This is a genomic window from Saliniferula longa (assembly GCF_050789285.1).
Classification (GTDB): Bacteria; Pseudomonadota; Alphaproteobacteria; order Rhodobacterales; family Rhodobacteraceae; genus CAVPWP01.
The window spans coordinates 1199158-1211114 of record NZ_JBOUVX010000001.1 but is presented as its reverse complement, the minus strand read 5'-3'; the positions used below and the strand labels follow the sequence as shown (position 1 = coordinate 1211114).

At 67.7% G+C, this 11957-nt stretch carries 16 protein-coding genes; 8 read left to right on the top strand and 8 right to left on the bottom strand.

Annotated features, from left to right (window positions below; genetic code table 11):
• Positions 1 to 114: 114 nt before the first annotated feature.
• The 3 genes from ACRDNQ_RS05725 to ACRDNQ_RS05715 all read left to right on the top strand — a co-directional run bounded on the left by ACRDNQ_RS05725 (position 115) and on the right by ACRDNQ_RS05715 (position 2909).
• A complete protein-coding gene (locus ACRDNQ_RS05725; protein WP_431827666.1) occupies positions 115 to 768 on the top strand; it encodes an alpha/beta hydrolase in 654 nt (217 codons plus the stop codon).
• Between the two features lie 202 nt (positions 769 to 970).
• Positions 971 to 2182: an NADP-dependent isocitrate dehydrogenase gene (locus tag ACRDNQ_RS05720; protein ID WP_431827665.1), complete on the top strand. Its 1212-nt coding sequence runs from the start codon at positions 971 to 973 to the stop codon at positions 2180 to 2182.
• Positions 2183 to 2270: 88 nt separating this feature from the next.
• Entirely contained in the window at positions 2271 to 2909 is a 639-nt protein-coding gene (locus ACRDNQ_RS05715; RefSeq protein WP_431827664.1) for a YitT family protein, read from the top strand.
• Here ACRDNQ_RS05715 and ACRDNQ_RS05710 read toward each other — a convergent pair.
• Positions 2906 to 3112: a DUF6356 family protein gene (locus tag ACRDNQ_RS05710; RefSeq protein ID WP_431827663.1), complete on the bottom strand. Its 207-nt coding sequence runs from the start codon at positions 3110 to 3112 to the stop codon at positions 2906 to 2908. The two genes, ACRDNQ_RS05715 and ACRDNQ_RS05710, sit on opposite strands and share 4 nt — an antisense overlap.
• A 161-nt stretch (positions 3113 to 3273) precedes the next feature.
• Here ACRDNQ_RS05710 and ACRDNQ_RS05705 point away from each other — a divergent pair, with 161 nt between their 5' ends.
• Entirely contained in the window at positions 3274 to 3729 is a 456-nt protein-coding gene (locus ACRDNQ_RS05705; RefSeq protein ID WP_431827662.1) for an Lrp/AsnC family transcriptional regulator, read from the top strand.
• 9 nt (positions 3730 to 3738) lie between these two features.
• Here the strand turns inward: ACRDNQ_RS05705 and ACRDNQ_RS05700 are convergent, their stop codons facing one another.
• Positions 3739 to 4164, bottom strand: a complete 426-nt coding sequence (locus ACRDNQ_RS05700; RefSeq protein ID WP_431827661.1) for a PaaI family thioesterase — start codon at positions 4162 to 4164, stop codon at positions 3739 to 3741.
• 65 nt (positions 4165 to 4229) lie between these two features.
• Between ACRDNQ_RS05700 and ACRDNQ_RS05695 the strand changes: the two genes are divergently transcribed.
• Positions 4230 to 5033 carry an enoyl-CoA hydratase gene (locus ACRDNQ_RS05695; RefSeq protein ID WP_431827660.1) on the top strand — a complete coding sequence of 268 codons (804 nt, stop codon included), beginning with the start codon at positions 4230 to 4232 and terminating at the stop codon, positions 5031 to 5033.
• Entirely contained in the window at positions 5030 to 5434 is a 405-nt protein-coding gene (locus ACRDNQ_RS05690; RefSeq protein ID WP_431827659.1) for a DUF1801 domain-containing protein, read from the top strand. Before ACRDNQ_RS05695 ends, ACRDNQ_RS05690 begins: the two co-directional genes overlap by 4 nt.
• 4 nt (positions 5435 to 5438) lie before the next feature.
• Here ACRDNQ_RS05690 and ACRDNQ_RS05685 read toward each other — a convergent pair whose 3' ends face one another.
• Genes ACRDNQ_RS05685 through ACRDNQ_RS05675 form a run of 3 tightly spaced genes read right to left on the bottom strand, consistent with a single transcriptional unit; the run spans position 5439 to position 8845 of the window.
• On the bottom strand, positions 5439 to 6911 hold the full coding sequence (locus ACRDNQ_RS05685) for a carboxypeptidase M32 (protein ID WP_431827658.1): 1473 nt from the start codon (positions 6909 to 6911) through the stop codon (positions 5439 to 5441).
• On the bottom strand, positions 6908 to 8053 hold the full coding sequence (gene ctaA, locus ACRDNQ_RS05680) for a heme A synthase (protein WP_431827657.1): 1146 nt from the start codon (positions 8051 to 8053) through the stop codon (positions 6908 to 6910). Before ctaA ends, ACRDNQ_RS05685 begins: the two co-directional genes overlap by 4 nt.
• A gap of 57 nt (positions 8054 to 8110) precedes the next feature.
• Entirely contained in the window at positions 8111 to 8845 is a 735-nt protein-coding gene (locus tag ACRDNQ_RS05675) for an RNA methyltransferase (RefSeq protein ID WP_431827656.1), read from the bottom strand.
• Positions 8846 to 8913: 68 nt separating this feature from the next.
• On the opposite strand from ACRDNQ_RS05675, the gene ACRDNQ_RS05670 reads away from it, so the two are divergent.
• Positions 8914 to 9243, top strand: coding sequence for a TfoX/Sxy family protein (locus ACRDNQ_RS05670; RefSeq protein WP_431827655.1), 330 nt, complete (start codon positions 8914 to 8916; stop codon positions 9241 to 9243).
• A 55-nt stretch (positions 9244 to 9298) separates the two neighbouring features.
• The gene (locus ACRDNQ_RS05665) at positions 9299 to 9919 is read left to right on the top strand and encodes a thiamine phosphate synthase (protein ID WP_431827654.1); all 621 of its coding nucleotides are present in this window, start codon (positions 9299 to 9301) and stop codon (positions 9917 to 9919) included.
• Between the two features lie 26 nt (positions 9920 to 9945).
• On the opposite strand, the gene olsA is transcribed toward ACRDNQ_RS05665, so the two are convergent.
• The 3 genes from olsA to ACRDNQ_RS05650 form a co-directional block, all read right to left on the bottom strand.
• A complete protein-coding gene (gene olsA, locus ACRDNQ_RS05660) occupies positions 9946 to 10773 on the bottom strand; it encodes a lyso-ornithine lipid O-acyltransferase (RefSeq protein WP_431827653.1) in 828 nt (275 codons plus the stop codon).
• Positions 10770 to 11555, bottom strand: a complete 786-nt coding sequence (olsB, locus tag ACRDNQ_RS05655; protein ID WP_431827652.1) for an L-ornithine N(alpha)-acyltransferase — start codon at positions 11553 to 11555, stop codon at positions 10770 to 10772. The genes olsA and olsB overlap by 4 nt, the downstream gene beginning before the upstream one ends.
• Before the next feature lie 206 nt (positions 11556 to 11761).
• Complete coding sequence (locus ACRDNQ_RS05650) at positions 11762 to 11944, bottom strand: DUF3553 domain-containing protein (RefSeq protein ID WP_431827651.1); 183 nt, start codon at positions 11942 to 11944, stop codon at positions 11762 to 11764.
• Positions 11945 to 11957 lie beyond the last annotated feature (13 nt).

Genomic DNA, 11957 nt, shown 5'->3' with positions numbered 1-11957 from the left:
AGCAAGGCCGGCGGACGTAGCGCTGTTTAGAACGGTTCTAAGGTCCCTGAGGGAATTCGTCAAGAATACCCGAGGGGACGGGGGCGCATCCGCCCAAGACAGACAAGGGGAACCATGCCCGAGGTTATCTTTCCGGGACCCGAGGGGCGCCTCGAAGGTCGCTACCACCCGCAAAAGCAGAAGGACGCGCCGATCGCCATCGTTCTTCATCCGCACCCGCAGTTCGGCGGGACGATGAACAATCGCGTCGTCTACAACCTGCACTACGCCTTCCACAACCTGGGCTTCACGGTGCTGCGGTTCAACTTCCGCGGCGTCGGCCGCAGCCAGGGCGAATACGACCAGGGCATCGGTGAACTCAGCGATGCCGCCTCGGCGCTCGACTACCTGCAGTCGATGAACCAGAACGCCAAGCATTGCTGGGTCGCGGGCTTCTCCTTCGGCGCCTGGATCGGCATGCAGCTTCTGATGCGCCGGCCCGAGATCACCGGCTTCGTCAGCGTCTCGCCGCCGGCGAACATGTACGACTTCAGCTTCCTCGCCCCCTGCCCGTCCTCGGGGCTGATCATCAACGGCGCCGCCGACCGTGTCGCGCCGCCCAAGGACACCCGCTCGCTGGTCGAGAAGCTGCACGAACAGAAGGGCATCACGATCACCCACCAGGAGATCGAGGGCGCGGGCCACTTCTTCGAAGAGCCGCACATGGACACGATGATCGGCAACGTCACCGACTACGTCCAGCGGCGCCTGGGCGAATCCTCGCGCTGACGAAGGTCTTCTTGGCGGAAATATCCCGGGGGTCCGGGGGCTGGCCCCCGGCCCACCCGTTCGGCCAAACCCGGCGACGTCTCCCCGTGTGGGACCCGTGGCTGCGACAAATCTGTATACCGTCGCATACCACTCTTTCCCGCGGCCCCGCGATCGGCTATGAGGCGCGCAGCCGATTCCTCAAAATAGCGGGAGCCTTCCCATGTCGAAGATCAAAGTCGCAAACCCCGTCGTCGAGATGGACGGGGACGAGATGACCCGCATCATCTGGGACTTCATCAAGAAGAAGCTGGTCCTGCCCTATCTCGACGTCGACCTGCTCTACTATGACCTCGGGATCGAAGAGCGCGACCGAACCAACGACCAGATCACCATCGACGCCGCCAACAAGACCAAGGAAGTGGGCGTCGCGGTCAAGTGCGCCACCATCACCCCCGACGAGGCCCGGGTCGAGGAATTCGGCCTCAAGGAGATGTGGCGGTCGCCCAACGGCACGATCCGCAACATCCTGGGCGGCGTGATCTTCCGCCAGCCGATCATCTGCCGCAACGTGCCGCGTCTTGTCCCCGGTTGGACCAAGCCCATCGTCGTCGGCCGCCATGCCTTCGGCGACCAGTACCGCGCCACGGATTTCCGCTTCCCCGGAAAGGGCACGCTGACCATCAAGTTCACCGGCGAGGACGGCACCGTCATCGAGAAAGAGGTCTTCCAGGCCCCCGGCTCGGGCGTGACCATGGCGATGTACAACCTCGACGCGTCGATCATCGACTTCGCCCGCGCCTCGATGAACTACGGGCTCAACCTGGGCTGGCCGGTCTATCTTTCGACCAAGAACACCATCCTCAAGGCCTATGACGGCCGCTTCAAGGACCTCTTCCAGAAGGTCTACGAGGAAGAGTTCGAAGATGCCTTCAAGAAGAAGGGCATCACCTACGAACACCGCCTGATCGACGACATGGTCGCCTCGGCGCTGAAGTGGTCGGGCGGCTACGTCTGGGCCTGCAAGAACTACGACGGCGACGTGCAGTCCGATACCGTGGCGCAGGGCTTCGGATCGCTCGGGCTGATGACCTCGGTGCTGATGACGCCCGATGGCAAGGTGGTCGAGGCCGAGGCCGCGCACGGCACCGTCACCCGCCACTACCGCCAGCACCAGGCCGGCAAGGAGACCTCGACGAACTCGATCGCCTCGATCTATGCCTGGACCGGCGGGCTCAAGCACCGCGCCAAGCTCGACGGCAACGCGCAGCTCATGACCTTCGCCGAAACGCTCGAGCGCGTGACCGTGCAGGCGGTCGAGGACGGCTTCATGACCAAGGACCTCGCGTTGCTGGTAGGACCGGATCAGAAGTGGCTGACCACCATGGGCTTTCTCGAGAAGGTCGACGACTACCTCAACAAGGCGCTGGCCTGACCGGCGCGCGGGAAGGGAACCCCGACCACGAAGGGCCGGCCATGCGCCGGCCCTTTTCCTTTGGCGCGGCGGGGATTAAAGCGCGCCCATGAGCGACCCTTCCGCCACTTCCGCCACGAACGAACCGCACACGCGGATCGAACACAGCCTGACCGAAGACGCGATGGCCTTTGTCGTGGGCACGGCGCTTTGCGCGCTGGGGCTTCTGTTCCTGACCCATGCGGGCCTCATCACCGGGCAGACCGCGGGGTTGGGCGTGCTGTTGTCCTATGTGACGGGCTGGTCCTTCGGGGCGGTCTTCTTCGTGGTGAACCTGCCCTTCTATATCCTCGCCTGGCGGCGCATGGGGCCGCGCTTCACCGTGAAAAGCTTCATCGCCGTGGCCCTTGTCTCGGGAATGTCCGAGGTTCTGCCCGAGCTTCTGGTGATCGAGCGTCTCGACCCGCCGCTCGCGGCCTTCCTCGCCGGGGCGGTGACGGGGCTGGGCCTCATCGTCATCTTCCGCCACGGCGCCTCGCTGGGCGGGGTGGGCGTTCTGGCGCTTTACCTGCAGGACCGGATCGGCCTGCAGGCGGGCTGGACGCAACTGGCCTTCGACGCCTGCCTCTTCGCGGCGGCGCTTGCCGTGCTCGATCCCGGCCTGGTGCTCTGGTCGCTGATGGGCGCGGTGGTGGCCAACACGATCATCGCGGTCAATCACCGCAAGGACCGCTACATCGGGCGCTAGCGCCCGCGGGTGTGGGTGCGCCGGTGAAGATCGGCCACGATCGTGCTGGCGGTCTTTTCGAACGTCCAGGGCAGGATCGCATGGATCAGCGCCGCACAGGCCGCGCCGAAAAGGCGAAACGAGAACCCGAAGGCGAAACGGGCGTGTTGCCCATAGGTTTCGCCGACGCTTTCAGGGTGGTCGAGGAAAAGTCTGCTCAGCATTCTGCGCGTCTCCGTTTCTGGCGTCTGCAAGTTCTGGCGTCCCTGTTTCGGAGCCGCCCTTGTGAGGAGCAGAATGCGCGAAGACTCGCGAGAATGGCTCCCATTCGTTGGGTCGATACGCTAAATAATTGGGAGATTTTCCACAAAAAAGGCCAAATGACGTGACACTTGATGATCTGGATCGAAGGATTCTCGCGATTCTTCAGGTGGATAGCTCGCTGGGCCTCGAAGAGATCGGCGAACGAATCGGCCTGTCGCGCAACGCCGTCTGGCGACGCATCCGCGCGATGGACGAGGCCGGCGTGATCCGCGCTCGCGTCGCCATCCTCGATCCCGAGAAGCTGGGGCTTGGGCTGACCGTCTTCATCTTCGTGCGCACCCGCAGCCACGCCCCCGACTGGCTGGACCGCTTCGCCAGCGCAACCCGCGAGATGCCCGAGATCCAGGGCGCCTACCGGATGACCGGCGATCTCGACTATCTGATCCGGGCGCGCGTGGCCGACGTCGCGGCCTATGACGCGCTCTACCAACGGCTGATCCGCAAGGTCGAGATGACCGATGTCTCGGCCAGCTTCGTGATGGAGAACCTGAAGGAGACGACCGCCCTGCCCCTTTGATCGGCGCCTCTAGGCCCGCCGAGGCGGGATCGAATAGGTGAGGCTTGCGCGCGCCACGGGGGCGTCGGTGCCGTCGGAATGGATCAGCACGTCGCCCACCGCCAGCGCCCGCCCCAGTTTCAGAAGCCGCGTCTCGGCAATCAGGTCGCGCCCCGCGGCGGGCTTGCGCATGAAGTCCATGTGGCAACTCGTGGTGACCGCCAGCGCCTCGGGGCCGATCATCGCCAGCACCGCAAGATAGACCGAGACATCCGCCAGCGCGAACATTGACGGCCCCGAAACCGTGCCGCCCGGACGCAGGTGCTGTTCAGACACGGGCATGCGCACCACAAGGCGCATCGGGGCCACGCTTTCGACGTGATAGCGGGTCTCGACCTGCGGAAAGTGATCCCGCAGGAAGGCCTGAAGCGCGCCTGCGTCCAACGTCACGTCCATCCGCGTTTCACCTCGGCTGTCCCCCCGCTTTCCCCCGGCCCCGTCGCGGCCTAGACTTCGCCCGGATGACAACGGAGGGCAAGATGACACTGGTGATCCGCGAAGACCGCGGCGCGATCGCGCGGCTGGTGCTGAACCGCCCCGACAAGCTCAACGCCTTGTCCAAGGCGATGCTCGGCGCGCTTCAGGCGTCCCTGGACGAGGTGGCGGCCGATCCGGCCATCCGCGTCGTCGTCCTGTCGGCCCTTGGCCGGGCCTTCTGCGCCGGCCACGACCTCGCCGAGATGACCGCCGCCCGGGCCGAGGACGACGGCGGCGCCGCGCGCTTCGAGGAACTCTTCACCGCCTGCGCCGAGGTCATGCAGGCGATCGTCGCCCTGCCCCAGCCGGTGATCGCCGAGGTGCAGGGCCTTGCCACCGCCGCGGGCTGCCAGTTGGTCGCCACCTGCGATCTGGCCATCGCCGCCGACACCGCGCGCTTCGGCGTGAACGGCGTCAACATCGGACTGTTCTGTTCCACGCCGATGGTCGCGCTCAGCCGCAACCTGCCGCGCAAGAAGGCCTTCGAGCTTCTGACCACCGGGGCCTTCGTGTCGGCCGACCGGGCGGTCGACCTTGGGCTGGTGAACCGCGCCGTGCCCGACGCCGAGCTTCGGCGCGAGACCGACGAACTGGCCGACGCCATCGCCGGCAAGCTGGGCAGCGCCGTCAGGATCGGCAAGCGCGCCTTCTACGAACAGCTCGAGATGCCGTTGGCGCAGGCCTATGCCTTCACCGGGCAGGTCATGGTCGAGAACATGCTGCACCCCGACACCGCCGAAGGCATCGGCGCCTTCCTGGAAAAGCGGAAACCGGACTGGCCGCAGTGACCGACGACGCCGAAGCCTACATCGCCGGCCTGCCGAACCCGCAACGGCGCGCCGACGCGCAGGTACTCGATGCGCTTTTCCGGCGCGCCACCGGATTCACCCCACGCCTGTGGTCGGGCAAGATGATCGGCTACGGGCGCTATGACTACACCTACGCCAGCGGGCACTCGGGCCGCTGGTTCGCCACGGGCTTCGCCGTGCCCGACCGGCAGATCACGGTCTACGTCCTGCCCGGGTATACCCCCTTCCCCGACCTGATGGCACGGCTTGGAAAGGCTCGCCGGGGCAAGTCCTGCCTTTACATCCCGCGGCTGGCGGACATCGATCTTGCCGTGCTCGAGGATCTCGTGCGCGCGGGCGTGGCCGACCTTGGCACGCGCTGGACGGTTCACCCCGCCTGACGCCTCACAGCCCGTAAAGCGCGCCGAACTTGCTCTCGAGATAGTCGAGAAGCGGGCCGACCGATGGGTCGGACCCGGTCGCGGCGCGGATCGTGTCCTCGGGCAGATGACGCGCGCCGTGGCGCTGCACCCGATCCCGCAGCCAGGTCGTGGCGGCCGTGGTGTCGCCCATCGCCAGCCGGGCGTCGAGGTCGGGCACATCGCGGCGCAGTGCGGCGTGCAGGCATCCGGCATAGACGTTGCCCAGCGTGTAGGTCGGGAAATAGCCGAACAGGCCCACCGACCAGTGGACATCCTGCAGGCAGCCGTTCGACGGCTTGTCCACCGCCTGCCCGAAGTCGGCCGCGAAGCGGTCGTTCCAGGCCCCCGGAAGATCCGCCACGGCAAGGTCGCCGTCGATCAGGGCGCGCTCCAGATCGAACCGCATCAGCACGTGCAGGTTGTAATGCACCTCGTCGGCCTCGGTGCGAATGAAGCCCGGATGCACCCGATTCACAGTGGCGTAGAAGGCGTCGGCATCGGCCACGCCGAAATCGCCGAAGACCGCGCGCATCCGGTCGAAAAGGTGGCCCGTGAAGGCGCGGCTGCGGCCAATCTGGTTCTCGTAGATCCGGCTCTGGCTTTCGTGGACACCCATCGACACCCCCCGCCCCAGCGGGGTCAGCAGGAAGGCCCGGTCGACGCCCTGTTCGTAGGCGGCGTGGCCGACCTCGTGGATGGTCGAGTAGAAGCAGTTGAACGGATCCTCGGGGTTCGTCCGCGTGGTGATCCGCACGTCAAGGCCCGACCCGGACGAGAACGGATGCACCGCCTTGTCGATCCGCCCGTGCGCCATGTCATAGCCGAAGGCCTGTGCGAGTTCGGCCGACAGGCGCAGCTGCCCCCCCTCGTCGAAGGTGCCGCGCAGCCCGGCGGGACCGCGCCCCGAGCCAAGGATCGCCGCGCGCAGCGCGACAAGCCGCGGGCGCATGGCGTCGAACATCGCGCCGATGCTCGCCGCCGTCGCGCCGGGTTCGTAGTCCTGCAACAGCGCGTCATAGCGTTCGCCGCCCGCGGCCAGCGCGTCGGCTTCTTCCTGGCGCAGCGCCACGACCCGGGCCAGCGTCGGCGCGAAGGCGTCGAACGCCTCGGACGCGCGGGCTTCGGCCCAGACGCCCTGCGCGACGGACGTCACACGCGCGATCTCGGCCGCAAGGCGCGCCGGCACCTTGCAGGTGCGCTCGTAGGTGCGCCGGATCTCGCGCAGGTGCGCTTCGGCCACGCCGTCGGCGGGCATCGCGGCCGCCAGCCAGTCGCCGATGCGGGGATCGGTCCGGCGCTGGTGCAGAACCGTCTCGATCGCGGCCATTTCCTCGCCCCGCTGCTCGGAGGCGCCGCGTGGCATCATCGTCTCCTGGTCCCAGCCCAGGCGGCCCGCGATCTGCGCCAGCGCCTCGGTCTCGCGCTGAAAGGTCATCAGGTCGTCATAGGCGCTCATGCGGCGGACCTCACGGATTGGGCCTTGGGATAGAGGCTGAGGAACCGGGCGCGCAGGATCGTCACCCACAGGACCACGGCCACGAACTGATGCGTGATGGCGACGTGCCACTGCGCCTGGTAGATCACCGTCACGATCCCCAGCGTCACCTGCACCAGAAGCGCCGCGAAGACCGCGTTGAAGGCAAAACGCGTCCCCGCGTTCGCCGACGCCCGCCCCCGAAGCCAGACGACGACGCCGAAGACGAACAGCAGATACCCCGCCATGCGGTGCATGAACTGCACGGTGCCGGCATTCTCGAAGAAGTTGCGCCACAGCGGTTCGATCTGGAACGGGTCGGGCGGGAAGAAACCGCCCGCCATCAGCGGCCAGTCGGGAAAGCTGCGGCCCGCGTCGATGCCCGCGACCAGGGCGCCCAGCAGGATCTGCAGGAAGGCGAAATGCATCAGCCCGGTGCCAAGCGAGAAGAGCTTGTCGTCCTTCGACCGGCGCGCCTGCAGAAGCTCGGCCTCGGTCCGGCCCAGCTTGAAGACATACCACGCGATCAGGCCGAGGATCACGAAGGCCAGCCCAAGGTGCACCGCCAGCCGGTAGGAGGCCACGTCCAGCATCGTGCCCCGCAGCCCCGAGGACACCATCCACCAGCCGATCGCGCCCTGCAGCCCGCCAAGCGCGCCCAGCCCCAGAAGCCGCCCGGTCCAGCCCGGGGGGATGCGCTTCGTCGCCCAGAAGAACAGGAAGCCCAGCCCCCAGACCAGCCCGATCACCCGGCCAAGCTGCCGGTGGCCCCATTCCCACCAGTAGATGAACTGGAACTCCTCAAGGCTCATCCCCCGGTTCTGAAGCTGGTATTCGGGGATCTGGCGGTAGGCGTCGAACTCGGCCTGCCAGTCGGACTCGCTCAGCGGCGGGATCGCGCCGGTGATCGGCGCCCATTCGGTGATCGACAGGCCGGAATCGGTGAGCCGCGTTAGACCGCCCACCGCGATCATCACCACGACCAGGGCGAACAGCGCCATGAGCCAAGCCCGCACCGCCCCGCGCGCGCCCTTGCGCGCCGCGTCGATCATCCCGCCCCGGGGGGCGGCGGGCTTCGGCGTATCGGCCGAGACGTCCTCGAAGATGCTGCGTTTTCCGGCCATGTCAGTCCTGTCCTGTTCGTGCCCGGCACCCTAGGTCGGCCCCCCCGACGCGTCCAGTCACCGGGGGCGGTCCTTCCAGCGGACCATCTGCCGCAGCATGCCGTGCAGGGTCTGCACGTCGGCCCGCGTGAGCGGCATCCGGCTCCAGAGGTTGCGCAGGGTCAGCTTCATGCTGTCGGCCTTTTCGGGCGGGAAGAAGAACCCCGCCTCGTCCAGCCGCTCCTGATAGTGATCCGCCAGCTTCTCGACCTCGATCTGGGTCGCCCAGTCGGTGCCGGCAAGGCCGGGGTCGACCGGCACCGCCGCGACCGTCTGTCGCCGCCATTCGTAGGCCGTCAGAAGCACGCATTGGGCAAGGTTCAGCGACGGGAAGTCGGGGTTCACCGGCACGGTGATGATGGCGTTGGCCCGCGCGATGTCGTCGTTTTCAAGCCCCGCGCGTTCGGGGCCGAACAGGACCGCCACCTTCTGCCCCGCGGCGATCCGGCGCGCGGCGTCGGCCATCGCGGCCTCGGGCGTGAAGACCGGCGTCGTCAGGTCGCGCGGTCGCGCGGTGGTGGCATAGACATAGGCCGTGTCGGTCAGCGCCCCGGGCGTGTCGTCGACGATGAGGGCCGCATCCAGAAGCCGCCCCGCGCCGCTGGCCATGGCCACGGCCCTGGGATTGGGCCAGCCGTCGCGTGGCGCGACGATGCGCATCCGGCTCAGGCCGAAGTTCCACATCCCGCGCGCGGCGGCGCCGATGTTCTCGCCCATCTGGGGGCGGACAAGGACAAAGATCGGTTCAGACATCGCCGGGCGTGTTACGCTGCGCGGACGAAGGCGGCAAGGGGGCCCAAGGGCGGCAAGAAGGGGGAGGCATGGCCTACGACGAAGGCCTGGCGGCGCTGCTGCGCGAGGATCTGGTGGACAAGCACGGGATCGCCGAGAGACGCATGTTCGGCGGGCTGGCGTTCCTGCTGCATGGCCATATGGTCTGCGGCGTGCATCCGGGCGGCGCGATGTTCCGCGTGGGAAAGCCGAACGAGGCCGCGGCGCGCGCGGTCGACGGCGCGGGCCCGATGATGTTTTCGGGCCGCGCGATGGGCGGGATGATCGACGTCACCGACGCCGCCATGGCCGACGATGCCCGCAGGCGGAACTGGCTTGCGATGGCGTTGTCGCATGCGCGCAGTCTGCCGCCGAAGTAGCCAAGCCGCCCGGAAGCGGATATAGCCGGCGGGACGACGAATACCGGAGCCGAAAATGGCCGATCTCGAGCGCCCCCAGATCTATCTGATCACCCCGCCAGACTTCGAATTGTCAAGCTTTCCCAAACGGCTTGCGTCCGTTCTTGAGGCGCACCCCGTGGCCTGCATCCGGCTCAGCCTTGCCAGCCGCGACGAAGACCGCATCGCCCGCGCGGCCGATGCCGTGCGCGAGGTGGCCCATGCCCACGACATCGCCATGGTGATCGAGACGCATCTGGGGCTGGTCGAACGGCTGGGCCTTGACGGGGTGCACCTGACCGACGGCGCGCGGTCGGTGCGGGCGGCGCGCAAGGCGCTTGGGCCCGACGCCATCGTCGGCGCCTTCTGCGGCGCCTCGCGCCACGACGGAATGACCGCGGGCGAGGCCGGCGCCGACTACGTCAGCTTCGGCCCCGTCACCGCCAGCGCCCTTGGCGACGGCACCGTGGCCGACGCCGAGCTTTTCGGCTGGTGGTCCGAGATGATCGAAGTTCCGGTCGTGGCCGAGGGTCTGGTGACGGACCGCGCGGTGGCGGCGCTCTGGCAGGTCACCGATTTCTTCGCCGTCGGCGAAGAGATCTGGAAAACCGACGATCCCGCCGCCGCGCTGGGCAGCCTCATCGCCGAGATGGACTGACCTCAAGCCCCGCCCTCAGTCCGCCTTCAGTTCGCCGTCAGCCTGGCCTCGAACCCGGCGCGCACCGTGGCCTCGCAATGTCGTGCCAGCGCCTTGCGGTCGGCGAAATCCGCCACCGCGACTGGCGGGTGATAGACCAGCGTCACCGCCCCCTGCCGCCGGCAGGCCAGCACCTTCAGCAGGTGCGGGCCGAACCCCATGTCGCCCCACCAGCCGTAGAAACGTGCATCCTCGCCCTCGGGCGCGGCGTAGATCACGCTGACCGGCTGCACCTTTAGGCTGCCGTTCAGCGCTGGGTCGAAAAAGGCGGCGAATAGCGTGGTCTTGAACGGAAGGACGCGCCGTCCGTCGGTCGAGGTGCCTTCCGGGAAGAACAAAAGCCGATGCCCGGCCTTCAGCCGCTCGCGGAAGATCTCGGTCTGGGTGCGCGCCTCGCGCGCGGTGCGGTTGATGAACACGGTGCCGGTGGCCCGCGCGAGCCAACCGATGCCGGGCCAGCCCGCCACCTCGGCCTTCGAGACGAAATAGACCCTCTTGCGGGCATTGAGCGCGAAGATGTCGAGCCACGAGGCGTGGTTGGCCACCACGCAGCCGGCGGTGTTCATCTGCCGCCCCTCGACGCGGTAGCCCATGCGCAGGATGAGGAAGGCCAGCCGGCAGACGCCCTGCGTGATCCAGGGCGTCCAGGGCCGCGCCACACCGAAGAGCGGCCTCTCGATCAGACGCAAGAGAAGCAGCACGGCCAGCCCGCCGAAGGTCACGGCCCCCAGCACCAACCCCCGTCCCCCGACGCGAAGCCAGTCGCCCGGCCCGATCGGGCGCGTCGGCGGGGCCGGGTCCTCGGACCAGGTCATGCCCGGGGCCGGCTGCGCGCGCCGCGGGCGTAGATCTCGCGCGCGCGGGCGTTCATGTGCGCGGTGTCCATGATCAGGCAGACATCGGTGGTGTTGAAGGGACGGTCGATGAAGGCCCCCTCGCCGACCACGCCGCCCAGCCTCAGGTAGGCCTTGATCAGGGGCGGGATCGCCTGCAACGCCGCCAGCCGGTCGATGTCCTGCGCAGGCAGAAGGTCCATCGGCTGGAAGACGCGCGAGCGGACCCGCAATTCCGGCGGGGCAAGGTGGTGATGGTGCAGATAGGACAGCGGCATCGCCAGCGCGGCCGGGTCGGTGCCGTGGAAACTGGCGACCCCGAACAGGATCTCGATCTCGCGCTCGATCACGTAATCGGCCAGCCCGCTCCACAGCAGGAACAGCGCCGCCCCGCCGCGGTGGTCGGGATGCACGCAGGACCGCCCCAGTTCCAGCAGTCGCCGCCCCGAGGCGCGCAGCGGCGCAAGGTCGTACTCGTCCTCGGAATAGAATTGTCCGGCCCGCGCGGCCCCCGCGTCGGTCATCAGCCGGTAGACCCCCACGACATGGTCGCAGGTCGCGGCATCGCGGCGATCGTCGACCAGGATCAGGTGATCGAAGAAGGGATCGAAACGGTCGCGCTCCAGCCGCGCGGCATGGTCGACCAGCGCGCCGTCGCCGCCCAGTTCCTCGACGAAGACCCGGTAGCGCAGCCGTTCCGCGCCGCGCCGGTCGGCGTCGGTCACGGCAAGGCGCAGGGAAAGATGCGGATCGCTCGGGTCCATGCCGGGTCCATGCTTGGGTCCATGCTCGGGCTGCCGTCCGTCCGGACCCGAGGGCGTGGCGCGTTCTATTGCCTCCACTCCGGGTTGGCAACCGCCCGCGGGGGCATCCGCAAGTGCCGGCGGGCGCCGCGAGGGAGGGGCGAATTGACACGCGCTAAAGTTGTGTTAGACTTACACATGCTCGTCAGGATTGCATGACAGGCGCTTCATGCATCGAAGACCGGAACAAGGTCCACATGCGCGGCGTCGATCACGACCTTGCCGACATGTTCGAAATTCACCGTGATCCTGCCGCCGATGTTCGACTGCACCTGCCCCAAGCCCCAATCCTCGCGCGTCGGGTGCCGCACCAGCATCCCGGGCTGTAGAAGCGAATTCATGTCCGACATGCCTTGCCTTTCC

Bases quoted from the DNA above. Each gene is read 5' to 3' on its own strand.
- ctaA (WP_431827657.1), bottom strand. From the start codon at position 8,053: ATGGCCGGAAAACGCAGCATCTTCGAGGACGTCTCGGCCGATACGCCG.
- ACRDNQ_RS05725 (WP_431827666.1), top strand. From the start codon at position 115: ATGCCCGAGGTTATCTTTCCGGGACCCGAGGGGCGCCTCGAAGGTCGC.
- ACRDNQ_RS05715 (WP_431827664.1), top strand. From the start codon at position 2,271: ATGAGCGACCCTTCCGCCACTTCCGCCACGAACGAACCGCACACGCGG.
- ACRDNQ_RS05695 (WP_431827660.1), top strand. From the start codon at position 4,230: ATGACAACGGAGGGCAAGATGACACTGGTGATCCGCGAAGACCGCGGC.
- ACRDNQ_RS05675 (WP_431827656.1), bottom strand. From the start codon at position 8,845: ATGTCTGAACCGATCTTTGTCCTTGTCCGCCCCCAGATGGGCGAGAAC.
- ACRDNQ_RS05700 (WP_431827661.1), bottom strand. From the start codon at position 4,164: ATGGACGTGACGTTGGACGCAGGCGCGCTTCAGGCCTTCCTGCGGGAT.
- ACRDNQ_RS05710 (WP_431827663.1), bottom strand. From the start codon at position 3,112: ATGCTGAGCAGACTTTTCCTCGACCACCCTGAAAGCGTCGGCGAAACC.
- ACRDNQ_RS05650 (WP_431827651.1), bottom strand. From the start codon at position 11,944: ATGTCGGACATGAATTCGCTTCTACAGCCCGGGATGCTGGTGCGGCAC.
- olsB (WP_431827652.1), bottom strand. From the start codon at position 11,555: ATGGACCCGAGCGATCCGCATCTTTCCCTGCGCCTTGCCGTGACCGAC.
- ACRDNQ_RS05665 (WP_431827654.1), top strand. From the start codon at position 9,299: ATGGCCGATCTCGAGCGCCCCCAGATCTATCTGATCACCCCGCCAGAC.
- ACRDNQ_RS05670 (WP_431827655.1), top strand. From the start codon at position 8,914: ATGGCCTACGACGAAGGCCTGGCGGCGCTGCTGCGCGAGGATCTGGTG.
- olsA (WP_431827653.1), bottom strand. From the start codon at position 10,773: ATGACCTGGTCCGAGGACCCGGCCCCGCCGACGCGCCCGATCGGGCCG.
- ACRDNQ_RS05720 (WP_431827665.1), top strand. From the start codon at position 971: ATGTCGAAGATCAAAGTCGCAAACCCCGTCGTCGAGATGGACGGGGAC.
- ACRDNQ_RS05685 (WP_431827658.1), bottom strand. From the start codon at position 6,911: ATGAGCGCCTATGACGACCTGATGACCTTTCAGCGCGAGACCGAGGCG.